The 21,472-nt window shown below is 72.4% G+C and carries 24 protein-coding genes; 9 read left to right on the forward strand and 15 right to left on the reverse strand.

Features of this window, described 5'->3' with window-relative positions:
• Position 1 precedes the first annotated feature (1 nt).
• Positions 2-1,366 carry an APC family permease gene (locus AB0K18_RS03950; protein ID WP_364909446.1) on the forward strand — a complete coding sequence of 455 codons (1,365 nt, stop codon included), beginning with the start codon at positions 2-4 and terminating at the stop codon, positions 1,364-1,366.
• 22 nt (positions 1,367-1,388) lie between these two features.
• Here the strand turns inward: AB0K18_RS03950 and AB0K18_RS03955 are convergent, their stop codons facing one another.
• The gene (locus AB0K18_RS03955; RefSeq protein ID WP_364909448.1) at positions 1,389-2,918 is read right to left on the reverse strand and encodes an FAD-dependent monooxygenase; all 1,530 of its coding nucleotides are present in this window, start codon (positions 2,916-2,918) and stop codon (positions 1,389-1,391) included.
• Positions 2,919-2,988: 70 nt separating this feature from the next.
• On the opposite strand from AB0K18_RS03955, the gene AB0K18_RS03960 reads away from it, so the two are divergent.
• Both AB0K18_RS03960 and AB0K18_RS03965 read left to right on the forward strand, forming a co-directional pair.
• Positions 2,989-3,576, forward strand: coding sequence for a TetR/AcrR family transcriptional regulator (locus tag AB0K18_RS03960; protein WP_364909451.1), 588 nt, complete (start codon positions 2,989-2,991; stop codon positions 3,574-3,576).
• Between the two features lie 100 nt (positions 3,577-3,676).
• Complete coding sequence (locus AB0K18_RS03965) at positions 3,677-4,396, forward strand: VOC family protein (protein ID WP_364909454.1); 720 nt, start codon at positions 3,677-3,679, stop codon at positions 4,394-4,396.
• A 176-nt stretch (positions 4,397-4,572) separates the two neighbouring features.
• On the opposite strand, the gene AB0K18_RS03970 is transcribed toward AB0K18_RS03965, so the two are convergent.
• A complete protein-coding gene (locus tag AB0K18_RS03970; RefSeq protein ID WP_364909457.1) occupies positions 4,573-5,340 on the reverse strand; it encodes a glucose 1-dehydrogenase in 768 nt (255 codons plus the stop codon).
• Positions 5,341-5,481: 141 nt separating this feature from the next.
• Positions 5,482-6,447 (reverse strand): NADP-dependent oxidoreductase, encoded by a 966-nt coding sequence (locus AB0K18_RS03975; RefSeq protein ID WP_364909460.1) that lies wholly within the window; start codon positions 6,445-6,447, stop codon positions 5,482-5,484.
• Positions 6,448-6,607: 160 nt separating this feature from the next.
• Between AB0K18_RS03975 and AB0K18_RS03980 the strand changes: the two genes are divergently transcribed.
• Together AB0K18_RS03980 and AB0K18_RS03985 are read left to right on the forward strand one after the other, a co-directional pair.
• Positions 6,608-6,982: a helix-turn-helix domain-containing protein gene (locus AB0K18_RS03980; protein WP_364909463.1), complete on the forward strand. Its 375-nt coding sequence runs from the start codon at positions 6,608-6,610 to the stop codon at positions 6,980-6,982.
• A gap of 162 nt (positions 6,983-7,144) precedes the next feature.
• Positions 7,145-8,167: a zinc-dependent alcohol dehydrogenase family protein gene (locus AB0K18_RS03985; protein ID WP_364909464.1), complete on the forward strand. Its 1,023-nt coding sequence runs from the start codon at positions 7,145-7,147 to the stop codon at positions 8,165-8,167.
• Here the strand turns inward: AB0K18_RS03985 and AB0K18_RS03990 are convergent.
• Both AB0K18_RS03990 and AB0K18_RS03995 read right to left on the reverse strand, forming a co-directional pair.
• Positions 8,164-8,358, reverse strand: coding sequence for a hypothetical protein (locus tag AB0K18_RS03990; protein WP_364909466.1), 195 nt, complete (start codon positions 8,356-8,358; stop codon positions 8,164-8,166). The two genes, AB0K18_RS03985 and AB0K18_RS03990, sit on opposite strands and share 4 nt — an antisense overlap.
• A gap of 145 nt (positions 8,359-8,503) precedes the next feature.
• Positions 8,504-9,397, reverse strand: coding sequence for a LysR family transcriptional regulator (locus AB0K18_RS03995; protein ID WP_364909469.1), 894 nt, complete (start codon positions 9,395-9,397; stop codon positions 8,504-8,506).
• Positions 9,398-9,514: 117 nt separating this feature from the next.
• On the opposite strand from AB0K18_RS03995, the gene AB0K18_RS04000 reads away from it, so the two are divergent.
• Positions 9,515-9,865 (forward strand): SgcJ/EcaC family oxidoreductase, encoded by a 351-nt coding sequence (locus tag AB0K18_RS04000; protein WP_364909471.1) that lies wholly within the window; start codon positions 9,515-9,517, stop codon positions 9,863-9,865.
• A gap of 4 nt (positions 9,866-9,869) precedes the next feature.
• On the opposite strand, the gene AB0K18_RS04005 is transcribed toward AB0K18_RS04000, so the two are convergent.
• A complete protein-coding gene (locus AB0K18_RS04005) occupies positions 9,870-10,271 on the reverse strand; it encodes a hypothetical protein (RefSeq protein WP_364909472.1) in 402 nt (133 codons plus the stop codon).
• Between AB0K18_RS04005 and AB0K18_RS04010 the strand changes: the two genes are divergently transcribed.
• Entirely contained in the window at positions 10,270-10,953 is a 684-nt protein-coding gene (locus tag AB0K18_RS04010; protein ID WP_364909476.1) for an SDR family NAD(P)-dependent oxidoreductase, read from the forward strand. The two genes, AB0K18_RS04005 and AB0K18_RS04010, sit on opposite strands and share 2 nt — an antisense overlap.
• A gap of 1 nt (position 10,954) precedes the next feature.
• Here AB0K18_RS04010 and AB0K18_RS04015 read toward each other — a convergent pair whose 3' ends face one another.
• Complete coding sequence (locus tag AB0K18_RS04015; protein WP_364909479.1) at positions 10,955-11,551, reverse strand: hypothetical protein; 597 nt, start codon at positions 11,549-11,551, stop codon at positions 10,955-10,957.
• 22 nt (positions 11,552-11,573) lie between these two features.
• Here AB0K18_RS04015 and AB0K18_RS04020 point away from each other — a divergent pair, with 22 nt between their 5' ends.
• Complete coding sequence (locus AB0K18_RS04020; protein WP_364909482.1) at positions 11,574-12,068, forward strand: SET domain-containing protein-lysine N-methyltransferase; 495 nt, start codon at positions 11,574-11,576, stop codon at positions 12,066-12,068.
• A 117-nt stretch (positions 12,069-12,185) separates the two neighbouring features.
• Here AB0K18_RS04020 and AB0K18_RS04025 read toward each other — a convergent pair whose 3' ends face one another.
• The 5 genes from AB0K18_RS04025 to AB0K18_RS04045 all read right to left on the reverse strand — a co-directional run bounded on the left by AB0K18_RS04025 (position 12,186) and on the right by AB0K18_RS04045 (position 16,109).
• Positions 12,186-12,761 (reverse strand): GNAT family N-acetyltransferase, encoded by a 576-nt coding sequence (locus AB0K18_RS04025; protein ID WP_364909485.1) that lies wholly within the window; start codon positions 12,759-12,761, stop codon positions 12,186-12,188.
• Between the two features lie 32 nt (positions 12,762-12,793).
• Positions 12,794-13,684, reverse strand: a complete 891-nt coding sequence (locus AB0K18_RS04030) for an aminoglycoside phosphotransferase family protein (protein WP_364909487.1) — start codon at positions 13,682-13,684, stop codon at positions 12,794-12,796.
• Positions 13,685-13,747: 63 nt separating this feature from the next.
• Positions 13,748-13,939: a hypothetical protein gene (locus tag AB0K18_RS04035; protein ID WP_364573774.1), complete on the reverse strand. Its 192-nt coding sequence runs from the start codon at positions 13,937-13,939 to the stop codon at positions 13,748-13,750.
• A gap of 371 nt (positions 13,940-14,310) precedes the next feature.
• A complete protein-coding gene (locus AB0K18_RS04040) occupies positions 14,311-14,547 on the reverse strand; it encodes a hypothetical protein (RefSeq protein WP_364909490.1) in 237 nt (78 codons plus the stop codon).
• A gap of 95 nt (positions 14,548-14,642) precedes the next feature.
• Entirely contained in the window at positions 14,643-16,109 is a 1,467-nt protein-coding gene (locus AB0K18_RS04045; protein WP_364910484.1) for a SulP family inorganic anion transporter, read from the reverse strand.
• Positions 16,110-16,528: 419 nt separating this feature from the next.
• On the opposite strand from AB0K18_RS04045, the gene AB0K18_RS04050 reads away from it, so the two are divergent.
• Positions 16,529-17,026, forward strand: a complete 498-nt coding sequence (locus AB0K18_RS04050) for a MerR family transcriptional regulator (protein WP_364910487.1) — start codon at positions 16,529-16,531, stop codon at positions 17,024-17,026.
• Positions 17,027-17,268: 242 nt separating this feature from the next.
• On the opposite strand, the gene AB0K18_RS04055 is transcribed toward AB0K18_RS04050, so the two are convergent.
• The 3 genes from AB0K18_RS04055 to AB0K18_RS04065 all read right to left on the reverse strand — a co-directional run bounded on the left by AB0K18_RS04055 (position 17,269) and on the right by AB0K18_RS04065 (position 21,462).
• Positions 17,269-18,645: an MFS transporter gene (locus tag AB0K18_RS04055; RefSeq protein WP_364909493.1), complete on the reverse strand. Its 1,377-nt coding sequence runs from the start codon at positions 18,643-18,645 to the stop codon at positions 17,269-17,271.
• A 26-nt stretch (positions 18,646-18,671) separates the two neighbouring features.
• Complete coding sequence (locus AB0K18_RS04060; protein WP_364909495.1) at positions 18,672-19,562, reverse strand: TIGR03620 family F420-dependent LLM class oxidoreductase; 891 nt, start codon at positions 19,560-19,562, stop codon at positions 18,672-18,674.
• Positions 19,563-19,659: 97 nt separating this feature from the next.
• Complete coding sequence (locus AB0K18_RS04065) at positions 19,660-21,462, reverse strand: serine/threonine-protein kinase (protein ID WP_364909498.1); 1,803 nt, start codon at positions 21,460-21,462, stop codon at positions 19,660-19,662.
• Between the last annotated feature and the right edge of the window lie 10 nt (positions 21,463-21,472).

Here is a 21,472-nt window from a genome sequence, read left to right on the forward strand (position 1 = left end):
CATGCCACCCACCCCGCACCCCACGCTCCGGCGTACGCTCGGCCTGCGGTCCGTCGTCCTGTTCGGGCTGGCGTACCTGACGCCGCTCATCGTGCTCGGCATCTTCGGCGTCGTCGCCGAGACCACGGCGGGCGCGGCGCCGTCGGCGTACGCGCTGGCGCTGGTCGCGATGCTGTTCACCGCGCTCAGCTACGGCCGGATGGCCGCCGCCTACCCCGTCGCCGGCTCGGCCTACACCTACGTCCGCCGTACCGTGGACGCCCGCGCCGGGTTCCTGGTCGGCTGGGCCGTGCTGCTCGACTACTTCTTCCTGCCCATGGTCATCTGGCTGATCGGCGGGTCCTACCTGGCGGCGCAGTTCCCCGGCGTGCCGGTGCCGGTGTGGATCGTCGCGTTCGTCGTGCTCACCACCGGGCTCAACCTGGCCGGCATCAAGGTCGCCGACCGGGCCAACTCGCTGCTCATGGTCTTCCAGATCCTCGTGCTCGCCTTCTTCGTACTGCTCGCCGCCGGGCACCTCATCAGCGGCAGCGGGCCCGGGGCGCTGTTCGAGCTGACGCCGTTCACCGGCCAGGGCGCGAGCCTGTCCACGGTCGCCGCGGGCGCGGCCATCGCCGCGTACTCCTTCCTCGGCTTCGACGCCGTCACCACGCTCACCGAGGAGACCGTCGAGCCGCGCCGCACGATCCCGCGGGCGATCCTGCTGGTCGCGCTCATCGGCGGCGGCATCTTCGTCGTCGTCTCGTACGTCACCCAGCTCGTCCACCCGGGCGGCGCGTTCGCCGACTCATCGGCGGCGGCCTCGGAGATCGCCCGGACCATCGGCGGCAGCCTGTTCGGCGCGGTCTTCCTGGCCGGGCTGGTGGTGGCCCAGTTCACCTCCGGCCTGGCCGCCCAGGCCAGCACCACCCGCCTGCTGTACGCCATGGGCCGCGACGCCGTGCTGCCCCGCCGGATCTTCGGCTACCTGCACCCGCGCCTGCGCACCCCCGTCTTCTCCATCCTGCTCACCGGCCTGGTCGGCCTGATCGCGGTCAGGATGGACGTGGCCACCTCGACGTCGTTCATCAACTTCGGCGCCTTCACCGCGTTCGTGTTCGTCAACGTGGCGGTGATCGCACATTACGTCCGCGAGCGCCGGGCCGGGCGGCGGCTCGGCGTGCTCGCGTACGCGGTGGCGCCGGCGATCGGCGCGGTCATCGACCTCTACCTGCTCACGCAGCTCGACGGCCACGCCATCACGCTCGGGCTGGTCTGGCTGGCCGCCGGCGCCGTCTACCTCGCCTACCTGACCCGGCTGTTCCGCGTCCCGCCGCCCGAGCTGGACTTCACCGAGCAGCAGGCCGCGCCGGTCAGCTCGGGCTGAACCAGAGAGCAGGCCGTGCCGGTCAGCTCGGGCTGAACCAGCGGATGAGCGCCGCCTTCAGCCCGTCGGGGTCGTCGCCGGCCCACGCCACGTAGCCGTCGGGGCGGATGAGCAGCGCGGGCGCGGGGGAGCCCGTGGCGGTCGCGGCGACCCGGCGTACCTCGGTCCAGGGCTCGGCGACGGCGGCCAGGGCGGTGCCGCCGGTCAGGTCGAGCAGCAGCGGGCGGGCGTCGTGCTGCAGCTCGGCCAGCCGCCCGGTCCGGCCGTCGGCGGTGGTCACGTCGAGCGGCGGCGCGAACCGGCCGGTGGGCTCGGCCTGCTGGTCGCCGCCCATGTCGTAGCGGACGTCCGAGCCCGCCACCAGGCCGGCCACCAGCCGCAGGTTGCCGGCGCCGGTCAGCAGCTCGGCGAACAGGGTGCGCAGCGCGGTGACGTCGTCGCCGGGCGCCAGCAGCGCGCTCGCCGCCCTGGTGTGCATGATGACGCGCTCGGCGCTGGCCCGCCGCTCGCTCTCGTACGTCGCGAGCAGGCCGTCCCCGGCGCTGCCGCATACGACGGCGGCGAGCTTCCACGCCAGGTTGGCCACGTCCTGGAGTGCGAGGTTCAGCGTCGGGCCATGGCTGACGTGCGCCGCGTCGCCGGCGAGGAAGACCCGGCCGGCGCGGTAGCGCTCGGCGATCCGGTAGCTGCGGCCGGACATGCGGCGCAGCATCGTGGGCGCGCCCTGCGGTGGCGGGCTCAGCGGCAGCCGCACGCCGAGCACCCGCTCCACGCTGGCCTCCATCTCGGCCAGCGTCATCGGCGTGCCGGGACCGGGGTGATCGCCGTCCGGGTGCTCCTCCCATTCGGCCGTGTTGATCAGCGGCCGCTGCGGATCGTGCCCGAGCAGCGTGAAGACGCCCCTGCCGGTACGGTGGAACGCCGCCGAGATCTCGCCCAGCCCCTCGATCGCCACCCGCCCGCCCGGCAGGAACCGGATGCGGTCGCTCGGCCCGATGAGCGCGGACCTGTCGACGGTGTGCTCGTCCTCGCCGCCGGCGAACGCGATGCCCGCCTGCTTGCGGATCGTGCTGCGGCTGCCGTCGCAGCCCACGAGGTAGCGGGCCGTCAGCGTGGTCTCGGTGCCGTCCAGGCCGCGGGCCAGGACCTCCACCCGGTCGCCGTACTGGGTGAACGAGCGCACCTCCCAGCCTCGCCGTACCTCCGCGCCCAGCTCGGCCGCCCGCTCGGCGAGCACCCGCTCCAGGTCGCGCTGGTTGATCGGCAGCAGGTGCATCGGGTTGTCCGCGCCGAGCAGGTGCAGCGGCAGCGGCAGGCCGCCGAAGAAGAACCCCGGCGCCGGGCGCGGCGCCCCCGGGCTGCCGCAGCGGCCGAGCAGGCCACGGTGGTCCAGCAGCCGGACGACCTGCCCGGCCAGGCCGTGCGCCTTGTCGGCCTGGTCGGGCTGCGGCCGCCGCTCCAGGACGAGGGGCCTGACCCCGGCCAGGCGCAGCTCGGCGGCGAGGAAGAGGCCGGCGGGACCGCCGCCGACGATGATGACGTCGAACGTCAAGGACGTCTCCTTAGGATACGCACGTGTATCTAACGAGGGAGACCGTAGAGCAGCGCGATAAGATACACAAGTGAGTCTTGAGAGCGGTTCGCGGCGGCGGGGGGCCCGGCTGGAGGAGGCCATCCTCGACGCCGCCTGGCACGTGCTGGTCGAGCACGGCTACCACGGCTTCACCTACGAGGCCGTCGCCGCCCGCGCCGGCACCAGCCGTCCCGTCCTCTACCGGCGCTGGCCCCAGCGCGAGGACCTGCTGCTCGCCACCCTCACCACCTACTGGCGGCCGATGGAGATCCCCGACACCGGCAGCCTGCGCGAGGACGCCATCGGGTTCCTGCGCAACGCCGACGCCGACAGGAGCGGCATGATCACGCTGATGAGCGTGCAGCTCGGCGACTACTTTCACGAGACCGGCAGCAGCCTGTCCCGCCTGCGCGACTCCCTCCTGGAGCCCGGCCGGCCCGCCCCTTTCGAGACGATCGTGGGCCGCGCCGTCGCCCGGGGCGAGCTGCCCGACGTGCCGCGCCCGTCCCGCGTCGTCAACCTGCCGCTCGACCTGCTGCGCCACGACCTGTTCATGACCATGCGGCCGGTGCCGTACGAGAAGATCGTCGAGATCGTCGACGTGGTGTGGCTGCCCCTGCTGGGCGGGTGGTTTTAATCGTTGGTACGGCGGTCGCCGCGCGGGCTAGGGTGGCTGCGTTCCGCGCCGGGAGGCCGTCGGCCTGCCCGTTCGAACCTGCAAGAGGGGAGCCGCCGGGATGACGGCACAGCTCGTCGCACTCAGCTGGGACGCACACGACCCCGCCGCCCTCGCCCGCTTCTGGGCCGGGGTGCTGCGCTGGGAGAGCGCCGACGACCCGCGCGGCGGCGTGGCCCTGCTGCCGCCCGACGACACCGGCTTCCGCATCCGGTTCCAGCCGACCGAGGCGGAGAAGATCGGCCAGAACCAGATCCACTTCGACCTCACCAGCGCCTCCCCCGACGCCCAGCAGGCCACCGTCGACAGGGCGCTGGCGCTCGGCGGCCGGCACATCGACATCGGCCAGGGCCCCGACGAGGACCACGTGGTGCTCGCCGACCCTGAGGGCAACGAGTTCTGCGTCATCGAGTCCGGCAACAAGTTCCTGGCCGAGTGCGGCTTCATCGGGGCGCTGTCGTGCGACGGCTCCCAGGAGGTCGGCTACTTCTGGAGCGCGGCCCTAGAGTGGCCGCTGGTGTGGGACCAGGACGAGGAGACCGCGATCCGCTCTCCGCACGGCGGCCCCAAGATCACCTGGGGCGGCCCGCCCATCGCCCCCAAGAAGGGCAAGAACCGCCTCCACTTCGACCTCGCCCCGCCCGCCGGCGGAGATCAGGAGGCGGAGATCGAGCGCCTGCTCGCCTTGGGCGCGACCCGCATCGACATCGGCGAGGGCGACGCGGAGTGGGCCGTCCTCGCCGACCCGGACGGCAACGAGTTCTGCGTCCTACCCCAGTAAGTCCGGCGGGGGAGTTCAGCGCCTTGGCCCGGTGAGCTCGGGGGAGGCGTTCGGCGTTCTGCCTCAGCGAGTTCGGTGGGCGTTCTGCTGTGGTGAGCCGGCCGGGGGCGTTGTGTGTTGCCCCGGTGGCCGGCCGGCTGTTGTGCTGCGTGTCGGCTTCGCTGAGCTGGGGCGATTCAGCGGGCGGTCATGCCGCCGTCGATCGCGAGTGCGGCGCCCGTGATGAACGAGGCCTCGTCGCTCAGGAGGAACGCCGCCAGCGCCGCCACCTCCTCTGGCTGGGCGATCCGGCCGACCGGGTGCATGGCGGCGGCCGCTCGCAGCGACTCCTCGGGGCTCGGGCCCAGGTTCGAGCGGGTCAGCGGCGTGTCGACGCCGCCGGTGACCAGGGCGTTGACGCGGATGCCCGCCGTCGCCGTCTCGAGCGCGGCCGACCGGGTGAGGCCGATCACGCCGTGCTTGGCGGCGCTGTAGGCGGCCATGCCGGGCTGGCCGCTCGCGCCCGCGACGGAGGCGTTGTTCACGATGGCTCCGCCGCCCCCGGACGCCCGCAGCGCCGGAATCTGGTGCTTGAGGCCGTAGAAGACGCTGGTGAGGTTCAGGGCCAGCTCGGTCTGCCAGGCGTCGGCGTCGATTCCGGTGAGCTCGCCCATCGCGGTGGCGGCGCCGACGTTGTTGAACGCGCCGTCGAGCCGGCCGTACCGGCTGACCGCCTGCCTGACCACCTCGGCAGCCTCGCTCTCGACGGTGACGTCGGCACGGACGAACGTCGCCTCGCCGCCCGCGTCACGGATGCCGGCCACCACCTCGTCGCCGGCCTCCTTGCCCCGCGCGGCCAGCACCACCTTGGCGCCCTCAGCCGCCAGCCGCTCCGCCGTGGCACGGCCCATGCCGGAGGTGGCGCCGGTGATCAGGATGACTTTGTCGGTGAAACGTGTGGACACGATGACTCCTAGTGATGAGTGGAGATTCCAATGGGTTCGGGAGGTTGGGGGGAGTCGGTGGCGAGGCCGGGGCGACCGGCCGGGTGACCGGGGTCCTCGCCGGTCGCCGCGGTGAGCGGGCGGGCCGCTCGGCCGGCGTGGTCAGAAGGTGAGGACCAGGCGGCCGCGTATTCCGCCCTTGGCGAGCAGGCGGTGGGCCTCGGGGGCCTCGGCGGCGGGCAGGGTTGCGGCGACGCGCGGGGTCAGGACGCCTGCCTCGGCTAGCTGGAGGATTTCGTGCAGTTTGTCCGGGCGGTTCGTGTACTCGGGGACGAACACGGCGGCGATCCTGATGCCTCGGACGCTCTCGACGTTCTTGAATCCGGGCTCGCCCGGGCTGCGGAAACGCGCGTAGGTGCCGCCGTCGCGTACGGCGTCGAGCAGCACGGGACCTATGAGTGCCGTGTCCGCGACCGCCGACACCCCGTCAGGGAAGGCGGCCAGGATGTGGTCGGTGACGTCGGCGCCTCTGGGCACGACCACGTGCGCGCCGAGCGAGCGTACGAGATCCTCGTCGGTGGGCGCGGCGTCGGCCACCACGGTCAGGCCCGCGTGCCTGGCGAGCTGCACGAGGTAGCCGCCGAGCATTCCGGCGGCTCCCGTCACCGCCAGCACCGAGCCGGGGGAGAGCGCCAGCAGGTCGCGCGCCAGGAGCGCGGTGAGGCTGTTCATGGGCAACGTCGAAGCCGCCACGTGATCGATGCCGGCCGGGGCGCGGACGACCCGGGCGGCCGGCAGGACGACCTGCTCGGCGTAGCCGCCGGCGGCCGTTCCGAGCGGGATGACCATCGCCATCACCGCGTCGCCCACGGTCAGGTCGGTGTCGGTGTCGGTGCCGGGACCGATCTCGTCGATGACGCCGGCGACGTCCATCCCGGGCACCCACGGGGGCGGCGACCCCTCCAGGAACGGGGCGCTGACGCCGGCGCGCAGCAGCGTGTCGGAGGGGTTCACGGCGGCGGCGTGTACGCGTACCCGTACCTCGCCGGGGCCGGCGTGTGGCTCCGGCAGGTCGAGGACGCGCAGGACTTCAGGGCCGCCGTACTGGTATAGGCCGATCGCTTGCAAAGTCCCAGCTCCTTAATGGTTCTTATTGTATACCTAGTCCGTCATCGACACCCTCGCACTCCTCCTGTTACGGCCACAAGTAGGCACTTTGACCTGCCCTGGTATCACCGGGAGAACCACCAGCACGTCAGAACCAGGTATCTGACGTATACTGCCTTCCATGTCACCACCCATCGCCGAGGCCGAGCTGGACGAGCAGGCCCGCCGCGCCCTGATCCGCGACGTGCTCGAACGCATCGGTGACAAGTGGTCCGTGGTGGTCATCTGCCAGCTGGGCGACGGCACGCGGCGCTTCAACGAGCTGAGCCGGCTGAGCGAGCCCATCACCAAGCGCATGCTCAGCGCCACCCTGCAGGGGCTCGAACGCGACGGCCTGGTCTCGCGGACCGTCCACGCCACCAAGCCGCCGCGGGTCGACTACGCGCTCACCCCGCGCGGGGCCAGCCTCCTGCAGATCGTCCGCGACCTGGCCGGCTGGGCCGAGGAGAACGCGGCCGGCATCTTGGAGGCCAGGTCGTCCTTCGACGCGAAATGAGCCGAACCCGCAACCCCCGCCGCGCCTGACCGTTCGCGGGTGCGGCTCACTAAGACGTGACCCGATGAGCCACGGCGCCGCGACGAGGAAACGATCGCGATGGCGCCGGGATGGCGTGCGGGGGTTCTGCGTGCGGGGGATACGATCGGCATGGAATGTTCGATGATGATCGTACATATGGGGGATGGCATGGCGCGGACGGTGCGTTTTCACGAGCTCGGCGGGCCCGAGGTGATGCGGCTGGAGGACGAGGAGCCGGGAGAGCCGGGCATCGGTGAGGTGCGGGTACGGGTCGAAGCGATCGGGGTCAATCGGGCGGAGGCGTTGTTTCGCAGCGGGCAGTACATCGAGCCGGTCAAGCGGTTGCCGGGCAGGCTCGGTAACGAGGCCGCGGGTGTGATCGAGGCGGTCGGTCCGAGGGTGAGCGAGTTCGCGTCCGGGCAGCGGGTCAGCGTGATCCCCAACTTCTCGCAGAACGACTATGGGGTTTATGCCGAGCAGGCCGTCGTGCCCGTGACCTCGCTGGTTCCGCGGCCCGAGCAGGTGGACGCGGTTTCGGGCGCCGCCGTCTGGATGCCCTACCTGACCGCGTACGGCGCGATGGCCGAGGTCGCCCGCATGCGGGCGGGGGACGTGGCGGTGATCAACGCGGCGTCGAGCAGCGTCGGCCTGGCCGCCATCCACACCGCGGACCGGCTGGGCGCGCGGCCGCTCGCCGTCACCCGCACCCGCGCCAAGGCCCGGCAACTGGCCGAGGAGGGCGCCGCCGAGGTCATCGTCTCCGACGAGGAGGACGTGACCGCGCGCGTACTGGAGCTGACCGGCGGCAAGGGCGCCGAGTACGTCTTCGACGCGGTCGCCGGACCAGGCGTCGTGGACCTGGCAAGGGCCGTGGCGGCCGACGGCACCCTGTTCCTGTGGGGTGCGCTAAGCGGGCAGCCGACTCCGTACCCGGGGTTCGAGCTGGGCATGCCGGCGCTCAACCTGCGCACGTACACGATGCTCGAGGTCGCCAAGGATCAGGAACGGCTGCGCCGCGCGGCCGCGTTCATCACTTCAGGGTTGCGGGCCGGAGCGTTCCGGCCGGTGGTGGACCGGGTGTTCCCTCTTGAGCAGATCGTGCAGGCACATCAGCACATGGAGTCGAACACCCAGTTCGGCAAGATCGTCGTCACCACCGCCTAGCGCTGTCCCCGGCGGTCGTTGTGCTCGGTGTCGGGCGGCTGTTCGAGGTACGGGTCGTCCGAGCCGCCGGGCACGGGCGGCAGCGGGACCGGGTCCTGCGCCACCGTGACGGCTCCGGCCACGCTGGTCCAGGCCGGACCGATCAGGGCGGACAGGGTGACGGCGGCGGCTATGAGCAGGCGTGGGAACATCGGGATCTCCTCCATGACGTACGAGCACATGGACGATGCGGCTTCCCGGAAGGCGCCATCTCGGCGCGAGACGCTTCCCACGCTAGCGACCGCGCCCTGCGAAATCCCCCAGCATGGGGCAAAGCCTTCCCCGCCGCAGGGTGGGTCAGGCGGTGGCCGGGAGGGCGAAGGCGCGGCGGGCGTGGGTGAGGAAGGCGCGTACGGCGGGCCCGTACGGCGTCTTCCAGGTCAGGGCGAGCCGGGCGGTCTCCTGCGAGTCGTCGATCACCCGCGCGGTGAGCCGGTCGGCGTAGACCGCCGCCATCGACTCGCTGAGGATGCCGACGCCGAGCCCGCGTTCGGCCAGGGTGGCGATGGCGTCGGAGGCACCGGCCTGGAACGCGATCGCCGGCCGGCACCCGCCCGCCGCGCACGCACGGTCGAACGCCTGCCGCAGTCCGGTCCCCGGCGGCATGCACACGACCGGGTACGCCGCCACGTCCGCCAGCGTGACCTGCCCCGGCTCGGCGAGGGGATGGGCGGGCGGCACGGCGGCGACGAGGCGTTCGCTGATGATCGTCATCTCGGACAGCCCCTCGGGGGCGGTGGCGGCGGCGGTGCCGACGAGGGCGAGGTCGACGCTCCCCGCGCGGACGGACTCGGCGAGCGCATCCGAGTCGCCCTCCAGCAGCGAGATCTCCACCCCGGGATGCGCCCGATGGAAGGCGGCCAGCGCGTCGAACAGCGGCGTGATCGTGCACCCGTTGACCATGCCGACGACGAGACGACCCTTGATGAGGTGGGTGACCTCGCCCACCGCCTGGCCGACGGCGGCGGCCGCGGCGAGGGTGGCGCGGGCGTGTTCGAGCGCGGCCTTGCCGGCGACGGTGAGCGTGGCCGTACGTCCTGAACGGTCGAAGAGGTCGGCGCCGAGCTCGCGTTCGAGCTGCCTGATCTGAGCGCTGACCCCGGACTGGCTGATGTGCACCCGCTCGGCCGCACGCGTGAAGTTCCGCTCTTCTGCGACGGCGACGAAGTATTCGAGCTGGCGCAGTTCCATGACTGCTGATTCTAGTTGCCATCAGAACTAGCTGTTGGACTTCTCGAAGTGCCCGCTGCCATGCTGAAGAAAAGCGGAAAAGACCACTAAACGAGGACATATATGTACGAGAAGGCCATGCGTCCGGAAGACATCACCCGCCTGTTCGTCGAGCGGTCCAACGCCGGAGACGCGGCCGGGGTCGCCGCCCTCTACGAGGAGGACGCCGTCCTCGCCTACCCGCCCGGCAGCCGGACGAAGGGCCGGGAGGCGATCCGCGAGCTGTGGGAGAAGGTGCTGGCCGGTCGGCCGCACTTCGAGCAGGAGCCGCCGCTGCCCACGCTGATCAGCGGCGACATCGCGCTCACCTCGACCCCGCCCAAGGACGGGGCGGGCGCTCGCGCCCAGGTCGTCCGCCGCCAGCCCGACGGCAGCTGGCTCCGCGTCCTCGACCAGCCCGAATTTGTCCCGGTCGACCAGGAGAACTGACCGCTCAGGAGGCGACGACGGCGCGGGACGCGATCCGGGCCGGCTCGCCGTCCGGGAGCGCGTACGAGGAGAGCAGGGCGAGCTTGTCGGCGTGCTCGGTCCCCGGCTCGGCGTGGTACATGACGAGCAACTGCCCCGTGACGCCGGTGATCGCCACCTCCTCCCGCCGCAGCCCGGGCACCCGCCGCAGGCCGGCGTTCGGCAGCCCGACCGTCTCCGGCGCGACCTGCTCGCGGCGGGCGCGCAGGTAGGAGCCCAGGACGTTCGCGTCATCCGTTCTGGCATCGAGCCTATGCAGCCGGGCCTGATGCTGACTGGTCCTGTCACCCCCAGGAACGCCGGGACACTGCCACCACCCCTCTCCGGCGCTGGACGATCGTCCCGTACCGAAGAGAGGAACGATCATGACTGTGACCCTGGTGACCGGTGCGAACAAGGGCATCGGCTACGAGACCGTCCGTCTCCTCGTCGCGGCCGGCCACACCGTGTACGCCGCCGCCCGCGACGAGGAGCGCGGCCGCCGCGCCGCCGCCGAACTGGGCGCGCGGTTCGTCCGGCTGGACGTCACCGACGACGCCTCCGTGGCGGCGGCCGTGAAGACCGTCGAGGCCGAACAGGGCCGCCTGGACGTGCTCATCAACAACGCCGGCCTCGGGCTCGAGAGCCTCGCCGGGCCGGAGGCGCTGCTGGTGTTCGACACCAACGTGGTCGGGGTGATCCGCGTGAACCAGGCGGCGCTGCCGCTGCTGCGCAGGTCGGACAATCCGGTGGTGGTGAACCTGTCCAGCGCGCTCGGCTCGTTCCACGCCGTCACCGACCCGGAGCGGCCCGCGTTCCACGTGCCGTCCCTCGTGTACGGCTCCAGCAAGGCCGCCGTCTCCATGCTCACCCTGCAGTACGCCAAGGCGATGCCGGACATCACGTTCAACGCGGTGGAGCCCGGCTACACCGACACGGACCTGACCAAGGACCACCCCGGCGGCCGGCCCGCCGAGGTGAGCGCGCAGGTCGTCGCCCGCGTGGCGATGATGGGCAAGGACGGCCCCACCGGCACCTTCCAGGAGCAGGACGGCATACTCGCCTGGTGATCTACGATGTAAAGGCGACGGCCAGGCTCGGCCACACGAAGCTCCGCAGATCACCGGCCAGGGGCGGCACCTGCGGAGCGGGCAGGAAGTGCACGGTGGTGCCCGTGGTGCCGTCGTCGGGAACGGGCTCCAGGCCGGTGACGGGCACGCCGTGCTCGTACCGCTGCGTCCACGACCCGTTCGCCCTGCGGTTGGTGTGGACGAGCCAGTCGCTGAGTGCGGCGACGACGGACATGCCGCGCCGCGGGTGCCCGTCGGGCAGTGTCTGCGCGCCCGGATGATCGAAGAACCGCAGGTCCTTGGACGCCATCACGGGCTTCTTGACGGGCCTGCCGTGCTCGTCGAACCGCGTGTCGGTGCCACGCCCTTCGTCGGCGACGGACACCGAGCCGTCGGGGTGGAGGGTGACCGTGCAGCGCCCGGCGCCGGTGGCCGCCGCCTCGTCCGCGGGGTAGGCGAGGACCTCGAGGACCAGGTGCAGGACCCCGCCGGGTGCGTACGCGGCGGGGTCCTCGCGGATATGGGCGAGATGGCGGTGGTCGACGTCGGTCGCCCAGTCGTGGGTGGTGTTGCGCCAGGATCCTCGGGACGTACTCATCTCAGCACCCTACGATCACCCTGTGACGTACGACGCCGAGAGCTGGCTGAGCCCCGCCGCCGCACCGCGCCGTTCGCCGATCGAGGGCACCGGGCTGTTCGCGGTCGGGCGGATCCGCCGGGGCGAGGTGGTGATGCGGCTCGGGGGCCGGGTCATCGACGACGACACGCTGGCCGCCCTCACGCCGCCCTACAGCAGCATCACCGTCGAGGACGGCGTCCACCTGCTCCTCGACCCCGCGCACCCCGTCCGGTACGGCAACCACTCCTGCGACCCGGCCCTGTGGCACCAGGACGCGACCACGCTCACCGCCCGCCGCGACATCGAGCCGGGGGAGGAGCTGACCATCGACTACGCGACGCACACCGGCGTCGAGGGGTGGTCGATGGCGTGCCGATGCGGGGCGCCGTCGTGCCGCGGGGTGGTCACGGGCGCCGACTGGCGGTCGGAACGGCTGCGGCAGGTCTACGGCACGCACTGGAGCCCGGCGCTGCTCGCCAGGATGAGGGCGGGGTAGCGGGCGCCGAGCAGCTGCGGGCGGGCCGGTCAGGCGTCGTCGTCGGCGGGTGGGGTGCTCAGGCGTGGGTCGCGGTGGATGGCGGGGCTCAGGCGTGGGTCGCGGCGGGCCGGGTGGTCAGGTGTGGGTGGCGCGGTGGGAGAGCCACTGGTCGCGGGTGATGGCGTACTCGACCTCGCCCTGCTCGCCGCCGGGCAGCGGGTCGTCCCAGTCCTGGTGGAACGTGCGCACGTACGTCATGCCGAGGGATGCCATCGTGGCGCGGGAGGCGGCGTTGACCGCCATCGTCTCGGCGAAGACGCGGTCGAGCCCGAGGTCCTCGAAGCCGTGCCGCAGCAGCTCGCGTGCCCCCTCGCCGGCGAGGCCCTGGCGCCAGAAGCGGCGCAGCAGCCGGTAACCCAGCTCGGCCTGCCCCGCGACCGGGCCCTGGTCGGCGCGCTCTGGCGGCTCCAGAATCCACCATCCGACGAACTCCCCGGCCACGAACCCCGCCCAGAACCCGAGCCCGGGGACCCGGCCGGCGGTTTCCAGCCGCAGCCGGTGCGCCGCCTCGACCTCCTCGCGGGTGCGAGCGCGCCCGGTGAGGTAGCGCATCACCTCGGGATCGGAGTCGAGCTCGATCTCGTGCTCGAGGTGCTCGTCGGCGAGCGGGACGAGATCGATCCGGTCAGTACGCAACTTCGCCTGGGACATGCCCGTATTCTTCAGGGCTGGCGGGCGGAAAATCACCCGGTTTCTGCAAGGATGCGTTCCAGGGTGCGCCGCCCCATGAGGCTCATCGGCGGGTTGCTGTCGACGTAATACCAGACCGTGCCCATCGCCTGCTGGAACGCCCACGCCTTGCCGCGCTCCCACTCCAGGTCATCGCAGCCGAGCGCGGCCCGCAGTTCCTCGCGCGGCCCCGCCTCCAGCAGGTGCCAGGCGCTGACGAGGTCGAGGGCCGGGTCGGCGGCGCCGAGGCCGCCGGTGTCGAGCACGCCGGCCAGCCGCCCGTCCGCGACGAGCACGTTGCCGGGGATGAGGTCGCCGTGGTTCATCACGTCGGGGGACTCGCGGGGCAGCTCGCGCAGGTCCGCCCAGAGGCGGCGCAGGCGTGGGACGTCCATCAGGTGCTCGCTGCTGCGGAAGCAGGTCTCCATCCACTCGTCGTGGGCGGGCAGGTCGCCGCCCCTGCCCCGGCCGGAGAACGTACGGCCGCGGGTGTCGATGGAGCGGATGTCGCCGATGAGGGCGGCCAGGTCACGGGCGAACGCGGACGACTCGCGCGGGTCGGCGTCGGTGGCCACCGTGCCCGGCAGCCAGGTCTGTACCGACCAGGGGAGCGGGTAGCCCGCGCCCGGCTCGCCCAGCGCGACCGGCTCAGGCACCGGGAAGCGGGTGGCCGCCGCCAGTTCGCGGGCCGCGCCCGCCTCCGCCTCCAGCAGGCTTCGCACGGCCTCGGGGTCGCCGGGCTGCAGCGGGAAGCGGGCGGCGAGGCGGTCGCCGATGCGGGCGATGGCGTTGACCGTGCCCTGGGTGGCGAGCATGGCGACGGGCAGGCCGCGCCACTGCGGGAACTGCTCGTCCACCAGCTTCTGTACGGTCTCGGCCTCGATCGTCAGTTGGTCGGCGTGCATTTTCACGAGGGGCAAGGCTGCCCGATGCCGGTCGCGGCCCGCAAATCCTTTTGCGGCGCGTGGTCAGGGAGCGACGTCGGTCACGCCGCACACGTCGCAGCGGTAGAGGGTGCCCAGATCGTCCTCGCCGAACTCGCTCCACGAGTGCGCGGTGCCCGTCAGGTCGTACGGGTCGCCGGAGCAGAGCACCCGCGCCCCTCCACCCGCGGCCGCGTCATGGGGGCCGGCGGGAACAGGGGCGGTGGGTGTGAGCATGGAGGTCTCCCGGGGGTCAGGTGGGGTAGCGGTCAGCGGGCAAGGTTCTTTCCTGAAAGTGAGCGTTGAAACCGTCACATCAGGACAATGCACGTCAATGCCTACATATCCGTTTGCGTGCCTCTCTCCGGGTAGGGCGAGCGCCGCACCATCCGCAGCGTTGGGAGGAACCCGGTGGAACCGGTCTGGATCATCTCCGCCATCGCCATCCTGATCGCGATCGGCATCGCCTACCGCAGCGAGCGGAACAAGCGCAAGCACTGATCAGGCCGCACACCCCGCGGCAGGACGGCGTGGTGTCCAGGCTGACGTCACTGCGGTCACCCCCAGCGCCCACACGGTCAGGTCGCTCGGTACCCGCCGGCCGTCGCTCAGCACCACCGCGTCCTGCTCCACCGCCGCGACCGTGCAGCCGAGCCGCAGCCGCACCCCGCGCCAGCAGCCGCACCCCGCGCCAGCAGCCGCACCCCGCGCCAGCAGCCGCACCCCGCGCCAGCAGCCGCACCCCGCGCCGCTGCAGCGCCGCCGCCCACCACCACGACGTGCGTGCCCGCCCGCCGCCCCAGCGCGGTCTCCTCCAGCAGCATCCGCAGCCGCTCGCGCAGCACCGTCGCGGCGCGCCCGCACGAGCCCCGGCCGTCCGTGTCGTCCTCATGGCGACCATGACGGCCGATGGCGCACGCGCCTGCTGTTCGCCGCCGGCTCAGTGACTGCCGGACAGCTCGCCTGAGAGGGTCTCGTGCATGCGGGCGCTCGGCTGGTTGAGTCCCACGATGCGCACGCTCTTGCCGCGGGCGGCGTACTTGGCCTCGACGGCGTCCAGCGCGGCGACCGATGAGGCGTCCCAGATGTGCGCGTCGGTCAGGTCGATGACCACGTCGTCGGGGTCGGTCGCGTAGGAGAACCGCGAGACCAGGTCGTTGCTGGAGGCGAAGAACAGCTCCCCGGTGACCGCGTAGACGACCTGCCTGCCTTCGGGGTCGAGGCAGGCGGTGACGTCGGCGAGGTGCGCGACCCGGCGGGCGAAGATGATCAGCGCGGTCAGCGAGCCGATGGCGACGCCGATCGCCAGGTTGCTCGTGGCGACCACCACGGCGACCGTGACCAGCATGACGGTGGTCTCGCCGACCGGCAGCCGCCTGAGCGTGGCGGGCGCGATCGAGTGCCAGTCGAACGTGCCGAACGACACCAGGATCATCACCGCCACCAGCGCGGCCATCGGGATCTGCGACACCAGCGGCCCGAACACCACGCACAGCACCATCAGCATGACCCCGGCCGTGAACGTGGACAGCCGGGTGCGGGCGCCGTTCCTGACGTTGATCATCGTCTGGCCGATCATGGCGCAGCCGCCCATGCCGCCGAAGAAGCCGGTGACGATGTTCGCGACGCCCTGGCCGATCGACTCGCGCGTCTTGGACGAGCGGGTGTCGGTGATGTCGTCCACGAGCTTGGCCGTCATCAGCGACTCCATCAGCCCGACCAGCGCGAAGCCCAGCGCGTACGGGGCGATGAGGGTGAGCGTGGCCCACGTGAACGGCACGTCGGGCAAGCCGGGCACGGGCAGCGAGGCCGGCAGCGCGCCGCGGTCGCCGACCGTCGGCACCGCCAGGTGGGCGCCGATGGTGAGCGCGGTGAGCGCCACGATCGAGATCAGCGGCGCCGGCACCACCCTGGTCAGGCGCGGCAGCAGCACCATCAGCACCAGCGCCCCGCCCACCAGCGGATAGACGACCCACGGAACGTCGATCAGCTCCGGCACCTGCGCCATGAAGATCAGGATGGCCAGCGCGTTCACGAACCCGACCATGACGCTGCGCGGCACGAACCGCATCAGCTTGGCCACGCCGAGCGCGCCCAGCACGATCTGGATCAGCCCGCCCAGGATGACCGTCGCGATCAGGTAGCCGAAGCCGTACTCGCGGCTCAGCGGCGCCACCACCAGCGCGATGGCGCCGGTCGCCGCGGAGATCATCGCGGGCCGGCCGCCGACGAACGCGATCACCACGGCCATGGTGAACGAGGCGAACAGGCCGACGCTGGGGTCCACCCCGGCGATGATCGAGAACGAGATCGCCTCAGGGATCAGCGCCAGCGCGACGACCAGGCCGGACAGGAACTCGGTACGCGCGACCGACGGCGACAGCCAGGCGGGCCGGCCGGGCCGCAGCCGGGCGGCCAGGGACGCGGACGGGCGGGCGGGCACGGAAGAGCTGGGCAACGAACGTCCTTCTGACGAGGGCGAGGCGGCGCCGGAGCGTACGGCGCAGTGGGAGAGAGACAGGGGGAGAGACGGGGCGGCGATGCGCGCCGCGGGCACGTCACGGTGGGCAGGTCACGGTGGGCAGCAGGCGGTGGTGATCAAAGGCATGCGCGCGTCGAGAGTCCTGACCTTGGGGATGGCGGGGGGCGGCACACGTCGTCGTGGCCGGAGCGCCGGGGATGTCGGGTCCGCGCCTCTCCCGGCGCGGCCACCGGCAACTCTACCTTAACGTTAAGGTAGAGATCTGGCGGGGCCTGGCACGCCGCTCCCACACCACGCCGGGCAGTGAGGTCGTACGAGAGATGGACGAGCCTGCGCCGCCCGTCATGGAGACATCAGGTCACATGCACATCGGCGAGGTGGCGGCCCGCACCGAGCTGTCGCTGCGCACCATCCGCCACTACGACGAGGTCGGCCTCGTCCGGCCGTCCGCCCGCAGCCTGGGCGGCTTCCGCCTCTACACGGAGGCCGACGTCGCCCGCCTGATGGTGATCCGCCGCATGAAGCCACTCGGCTTCACCCTGGAAGAGATGGGCGAGCTGCTCTCCATCACCGACCGCCTCGACGAAACGACCCCACCGACCCCACAACCGGCCACGGAACCGGCCACGGAACCGGCCGAGCGGCCGGCACCGGCTTCAGAACCGGCCGAGCGGCCGGCGCTGTCACCGGCCGAACGCGCTCACCTGGCGGTAAGACTCGCCCGCTTCGAGGAGGCGGCCCGCGACCGCTGCGCCGCCCTGCGCACCCAACTGGCCCGCGCCGAAGAGTTCGCCACCGACCTCCGACACCGCGCCGAACAACTCTCCACCGACCCCACCTGAACACCGCTCCCCCCAAGCCTGCACGCCGACCCGCCTTGAACGCCGGCTCAGCTTGCGCACCGACCCGCCTTGAACGCCGGCTCAGCCTGCGCACCGACCCGCCCTCCAACGCCGCCCCGGCCCGGGCGGAGCCCCGGCTCGCACGCCGGCCCCACCTCGGCGCCGCCCCCACCCCCCTTCCCCCAAAGGCCATCAGCTCCGACGGCGGCTGATGTCCCGAGCCGGCCGTCGCCTGGCTGTGGTCAGTGGGTGTGTTCCTCAGCCGCCGGTTCAACGGCGGGGGTGGTGGCGTGATCGCGGCGGTGCGGTAGAGCGAGGGCCAGGACGGCGACGCCGGCCAGCGCCGCCGCTATGAGCACGAACGCCTGTCCGTAGGCCTCCGCCAGGGCGGCGGGGCCGGCGTCGGCCCCTTGCGCGGACGTCAAGGCGACCAGGGTGATCAGGCCCAGGGCGCCGCCGATCTGCTTGGCGGTGTTCATCAGGCCGGCGGCTGCCCCGGCGTTCTCCGAGGCCACGCCTGAGGTGACGGTGACGGTCAGCGGGGTGTTCAGCAGGCCGCCGCCGAGGGAGATGAGCACGGCAGGCCCCAGGACGGCGGTCACGTAGTCGCCGCCCGGCCCGAGGCGGCTCTGCCACAGGAAGCCGGCCGCCCCGATCAGCGCGCCCGCGACGATGAGCGCCCGATCACCGGTACGCCGCATCAGCCAAGGCGTCACCCGCAGCCCGATGAGCATGGTCAGCAGCGTGTGCGGCAGGAACGCCAGCCCGGTCAGCAGTGCCCCGTAACCGAGGACGTTCTGCAGGGACAGCGTCAGGAAGTACCACATCGGGTTGAGACACGCACCGGCCAGCAGCATCGCCACGTTGCCCAGCCAGATCGCCCGCGCCCGCACCAGGGAGGGCGGGATCAGCGGAACGGCCGCGACCCGCGTCTCCACCAGCACGAACAACCCCAGCAGAACACACCCGCCGACGACGGCGACGACCGACCCGGACACCCCGTACGCCAGCGCCACCAGCCCGCCGGTGGCCGTCAGCGCGCCCAGGACGTCCAGCCGCCCGCGGCGCCGCCCGGGACCGGCGGTCAGCCGGCGGGCGGCGACCAGGCAGGCCAGCCCGATAGGCACGTTGACCAGCAGGATCGACCGCCACGACAGGTACTGCGTCAGCGCCCCGCCGATGAGGTTGCCCGCCGTGCCGCCCGCCAGGCTGACGGCCGTCCAGACGGCGATGGCCCGGGTACGCCGCGGCCCCTCGGGAAAGACGGAGGTCAGGACGGTGAGCGTGGCCGGCGCCAGGATCGCCGCCCCCACCCCCTGCCCGGCCCGCGCGGCGATCAGCAGCCCGGCCGTGCCCGCCAGCCCACCGGCCAGGCCGGCCCCGGAGAACACGGCCAGGCCCGTGACGAAGACCCGCCGGTGCCCGTACAGGTCGGCCAGCCGCCCGCCGAGCAGCAGCAGCCCGCCGAAGGTCAGCGCGTACGCGTTCCCGACCCAGGCCAGTTCCCGAGGCCCGACGGCCAGCGCTTCCGCGATGGAGGGCAGGGCCACGTTCACCACGGACACGTCCAGGACGACCATGAACTGCGCCGCGCACAGCAGCGCGAGGACGATCGGCACCCCGCCTCCTGGTCAAATCGATGTGTTCACATCGTACTGAGGGGCAGGAGCGCCTCGGCGAGCAGCCGCCACTGCGGCATCGCCGAGCCGCCCGGCTCCACGCCGATCACCTGGACCGTGACGTGGTCGGCCCCGGCCTCGCGATGGGCGCGCAGCTTGTCCGCGATGACGTCCGGCTCGCCCCAGAACACGAAGTCGTCCACCAGCCGGTCGCTGCCGCCCCCGCCGATCTCCTCGTCGGAGTAGCCGAGCCGCCGGAACTTGGCCATGTTGTAGGGCTGGGACAGGTAGGGGCTCAGGTGCTCGCGCGCGATCGCCCGGGCCTTCTCGGGGTCGGACTCGAACAGCACGGGGTGCTCGACCGCGAGGAACGCCTCAGGCCCGAGCAGCTCGCGCGACTGCGCGGTGTGCGCGACGTTCACGTGGTAGGTCTGGGCGCCCGAGGTCCGGTCCCGGGCCAGCTCCAGCATCTTCGGCCCGTACGCGGCCAGGATTCGCCGTACCGGACCCCGCGGCGCCGGGTTCACGGTCGCCAGCGCGTCCATCTCGTCCAGGTACGCCGCCATCGCCCCCAGCGGCTTGACCCCCGGCTTCGGCTCGCCGCCGAACCCCAGCCCGAGCACGTGCCGTCCCGGGTAGGCGTCGGCCAGCAGGAGCGCGCCGCCGTGCGCCCACCGGGCCCCGCGCGACCAGATCTGCGCGATGCCGTTCACCACCTTGAGCCGCTCGGTGCTCGCCAGCAGGAAGCCGGCGTGCGAGAGCGCCTCGCGTCCGAGCAGCTCGGGGACCCACACGGCCGGCCAGCCCAGCTCCTCCAGCTCCTGGACCGCATCCCGCACCCGCGCCGCCGGCAGGTGCTCGAAGTCGAAGGTGTAGACGCCGAAAGGCCCGAGGTCAAGGCGGTCGTTCTCGCTCATGGCAATCCTCCTCGATCACATCATCAAGTCGGATCAACATATCGCATATTGTCGATTCGTTCTGGCGTGCCCCGGGCAGGCGTGCACGGTGAGAGGCTCACCAGACGACGTACGGGCTCTCCGCGCCGCCGCTCCACGACACGCTGCCGGTACGCCGCCAGCGCTGCCGAATGTCCGTCTTCGCCCCCTTGCGCGGGACGCTGATCGTGAACGGGCCGCATGTGGCGACCCCGCCCGCCGGCGCGAGCACATCCGCGCAGATGAACGGCTGCGACAGGTTCGTGTCGGCGTCGGTGTCGTAGAGCTGGACGTGGACGTCGGATCGCGCCGACCCTCTGACCTGGCCCTTCAGGTGGATGACGTCGCCGGTCACCGCCATGCACGGCGACATGTCCACCCCGCCGGCCGTGGTGAGCCAGGAGCGGCAGCGCCACTGCGGCGCCGGCGGCTCCGACGGCGGCGCCTCGCTCTCAGGCTCGGTCTCACGCTCGGTCTCCCGGGGCTTCGGCCTGCTCGACTTCGTCCGTACGGGCCGCGTCGGCGCGGTGGTCGCCGGGCTCGGCGGGGTGGAGGTGACCGTGACGACCACCTTCGGGGTCTCCTGGCGTTCCTTGGGCTTGGCCAGTGACTTCGGCGACGGCGTCTCGATGTCCACGGCCGCGGCCCCGGACGGCGTGGCGGGCGGCGTGGACGGAGCGGACGGCGGCGTCGTGGGCGCGGCCACGGGAGTGACCTCCTGCCGCCACGGTGCCGCGACGACCAGCGCCGTTCCGGCCAGGGCCACCGCCAGAGCCCCGCTCGCCACGAGCACGCCCCGCTTCCTCGACGGCCGAGCGGGACTCCCCGCGCCTCCGCCACCGGCCCCTTGCGGCCAGGTGGACGGCTCAGCCGAGGACGGCGGCTGCGAAGGCACCGTCTGAGGGTGGGGTTCCGGGGTGATGGGGGCGTGGTGCCCGGACGCATGGGAGGCGGTGGGGGCCGGTTGCGGCGGGGTGGGGGTCGGCTTGGGTGGGGTGGGGAGGGGCTCTGAGGTGGAGGAGGCGGGGTCGGTGCGGGGGACAGGGGGCAGGGCGGGGAGGCCGGTCAGGGCCGGAGCCGCCTGGTGGAGGGCGGCGGCGACGGCTTCGGCGGTCGGGCGGACGGCCGGGTCCTTGGCCGAGCAGGCCCAGATCAGCGTCCACAGGGCGTCGGGCATGCCGGGGAGGCGGCGGGGCATGGCCGTGGCGTGCTGACGGAGGAGCGCCATCGGGTGGTCGCCGGCGAAGGGCGGGCGACCGGCGAGCAGCTCGTACAGGATGAGGCCGAGCGCGTAGACGTCCACGGCGGCCGTGGCGGCGTCACCCTCGGCGATCTCGGGGGCCAGGTAGGCAGGGGTGCCGATGATCGAGCTGGTGCCGGTCAGGCCGGGTCCGTGCACGATGCGGGCCACGCCGAAGTCGCTCAGCCGCGCCCGCCCGGCGGTGTCGATCAGCACGTTCCCCGGCTTGACGTCCCGGTGCACGACCCCGAGCGCGTGCGCGGCGGCCAGCGCCTCGGCGACCTGCGCCATCAGCCGGGCCGTCTCCGACGGCGGCAGGGTGTCGCGCTGTCGCAGCAGGCCGCGCAGGTCGCCGCCCTCGACGAGGTCCATGACCAGGGCGAGCCGGTCGCCTTCGACGACGAAGTCGCGTACCGGCACGATGTGGGGGTGGCGCAGGCTGCGCATGACGTTGCGTTCCTGGACGAAGCGCAGCACCAGGTCCTGGTCGGCGGCCAGGCCGTCGCGCAGCAGCTTGACCGCCACGATCTCGCCGGTGTCGCGCAGGCGCGCCCGCCGGACCGTCCCCATGGCGCCGCCGCCGATCTCCTCCAGCAGCACGTACCGGCTCCCCAGCGACGCCTCGGACTCGTCCTGAGCCATCTGTCGTGAT

Origin of the sequence: Nonomuraea sp. NPDC049421, from assembly GCF_040677005.1 — a bacterium.
In the GTDB taxonomy this organism is placed as follows: Bacteria; Actinomycetota; Actinomycetes; order Streptosporangiales; family Streptosporangiaceae; genus Nonomuraea; species Nonomuraea salmonea.

What these genes read in the sequence shown, in the direction of transcription:
- AB0K18_RS03950 (WP_364909446.1), top strand. Translation starts at nt 2, where the DNA reads ATGCCACCCACCCCGCACCCCACGCTCCGGCGTACGCTCGGCCTGCGG.
- AB0K18_RS03965 (WP_364909454.1), top strand. Translation starts at nt 3,677, where the DNA reads ATGACGGCACAGCTCGTCGCACTCAGCTGGGACGCACACGACCCCGCC.
- AB0K18_RS03980 (WP_364909463.1), top strand. Translation starts at nt 6,608, where the DNA reads ATGTCACCACCCATCGCCGAGGCCGAGCTGGACGAGCAGGCCCGCCGC.
- AB0K18_RS03985 (WP_364909464.1), top strand. Translation starts at nt 7,145, where the DNA reads ATGATGATCGTACATATGGGGGATGGCATGGCGCGGACGGTGCGTTTT.
- AB0K18_RS03990 (WP_364909466.1), bottom strand. Translation starts at nt 8,358, where the DNA reads ATGTTCCCACGCCTGCTCATAGCCGCCGCCGTCACCCTGTCCGCCCTG.
- AB0K18_RS03995 (WP_364909469.1), bottom strand. Translation starts at nt 9,397, where the DNA reads ATGGAACTGCGCCAGCTCGAATACTTCGTCGCCGTCGCAGAAGAGCGG.
- AB0K18_RS04000 (WP_364909471.1), top strand. Translation starts at nt 9,515, where the DNA reads ATGCGTCCGGAAGACATCACCCGCCTGTTCGTCGAGCGGTCCAACGCC.
- AB0K18_RS04010 (WP_364909476.1), top strand. Translation starts at nt 10,270, where the DNA reads ATGACTGTGACCCTGGTGACCGGTGCGAACAAGGGCATCGGCTACGAG.
- AB0K18_RS04005 (WP_364909472.1), bottom strand. Translation starts at nt 10,271, where the DNA reads ATGATCGTTCCTCTCTTCGGTACGGGACGATCGTCCAGCGCCGGAGAG.
- AB0K18_RS04015 (WP_364909479.1), bottom strand. Translation starts at nt 11,551, where the DNA reads ATGAGTACGTCCCGAGGATCCTGGCGCAACACCACCCACGACTGGGCG.
- AB0K18_RS04025 (WP_364909485.1), bottom strand. Translation starts at nt 12,761, where the DNA reads ATGTCCCAGGCGAAGTTGCGTACTGACCGGATCGATCTCGTCCCGCTC.
- AB0K18_RS04030 (WP_364909487.1), bottom strand. Translation starts at nt 13,684, where the DNA reads ATGCACGCCGACCAACTGACGATCGAGGCCGAGACCGTACAGAAGCTG.
- AB0K18_RS04035 (WP_364573774.1), bottom strand. Translation starts at nt 13,939, where the DNA reads ATGCTCACACCCACCGCCCCTGTTCCCGCCGGCCCCCATGACGCGGCC.
- AB0K18_RS04050 (WP_364910487.1), top strand. Translation starts at nt 16,529, where the DNA reads ATGGAGACATCAGGTCACATGCACATCGGCGAGGTGGCGGCCCGCACC.
- AB0K18_RS04060 (WP_364909495.1), bottom strand. Translation starts at nt 19,562, where the DNA reads ATGAGCGAGAACGACCGCCTTGACCTCGGGCCTTTCGGCGTCTACACC.
- AB0K18_RS04065 (WP_364909498.1), bottom strand. Translation starts at nt 21,462, where the DNA reads ATGGCTCAGGACGAGTCCGAGGCGTCGCTGGGGAGCCGGTACGTGCTG.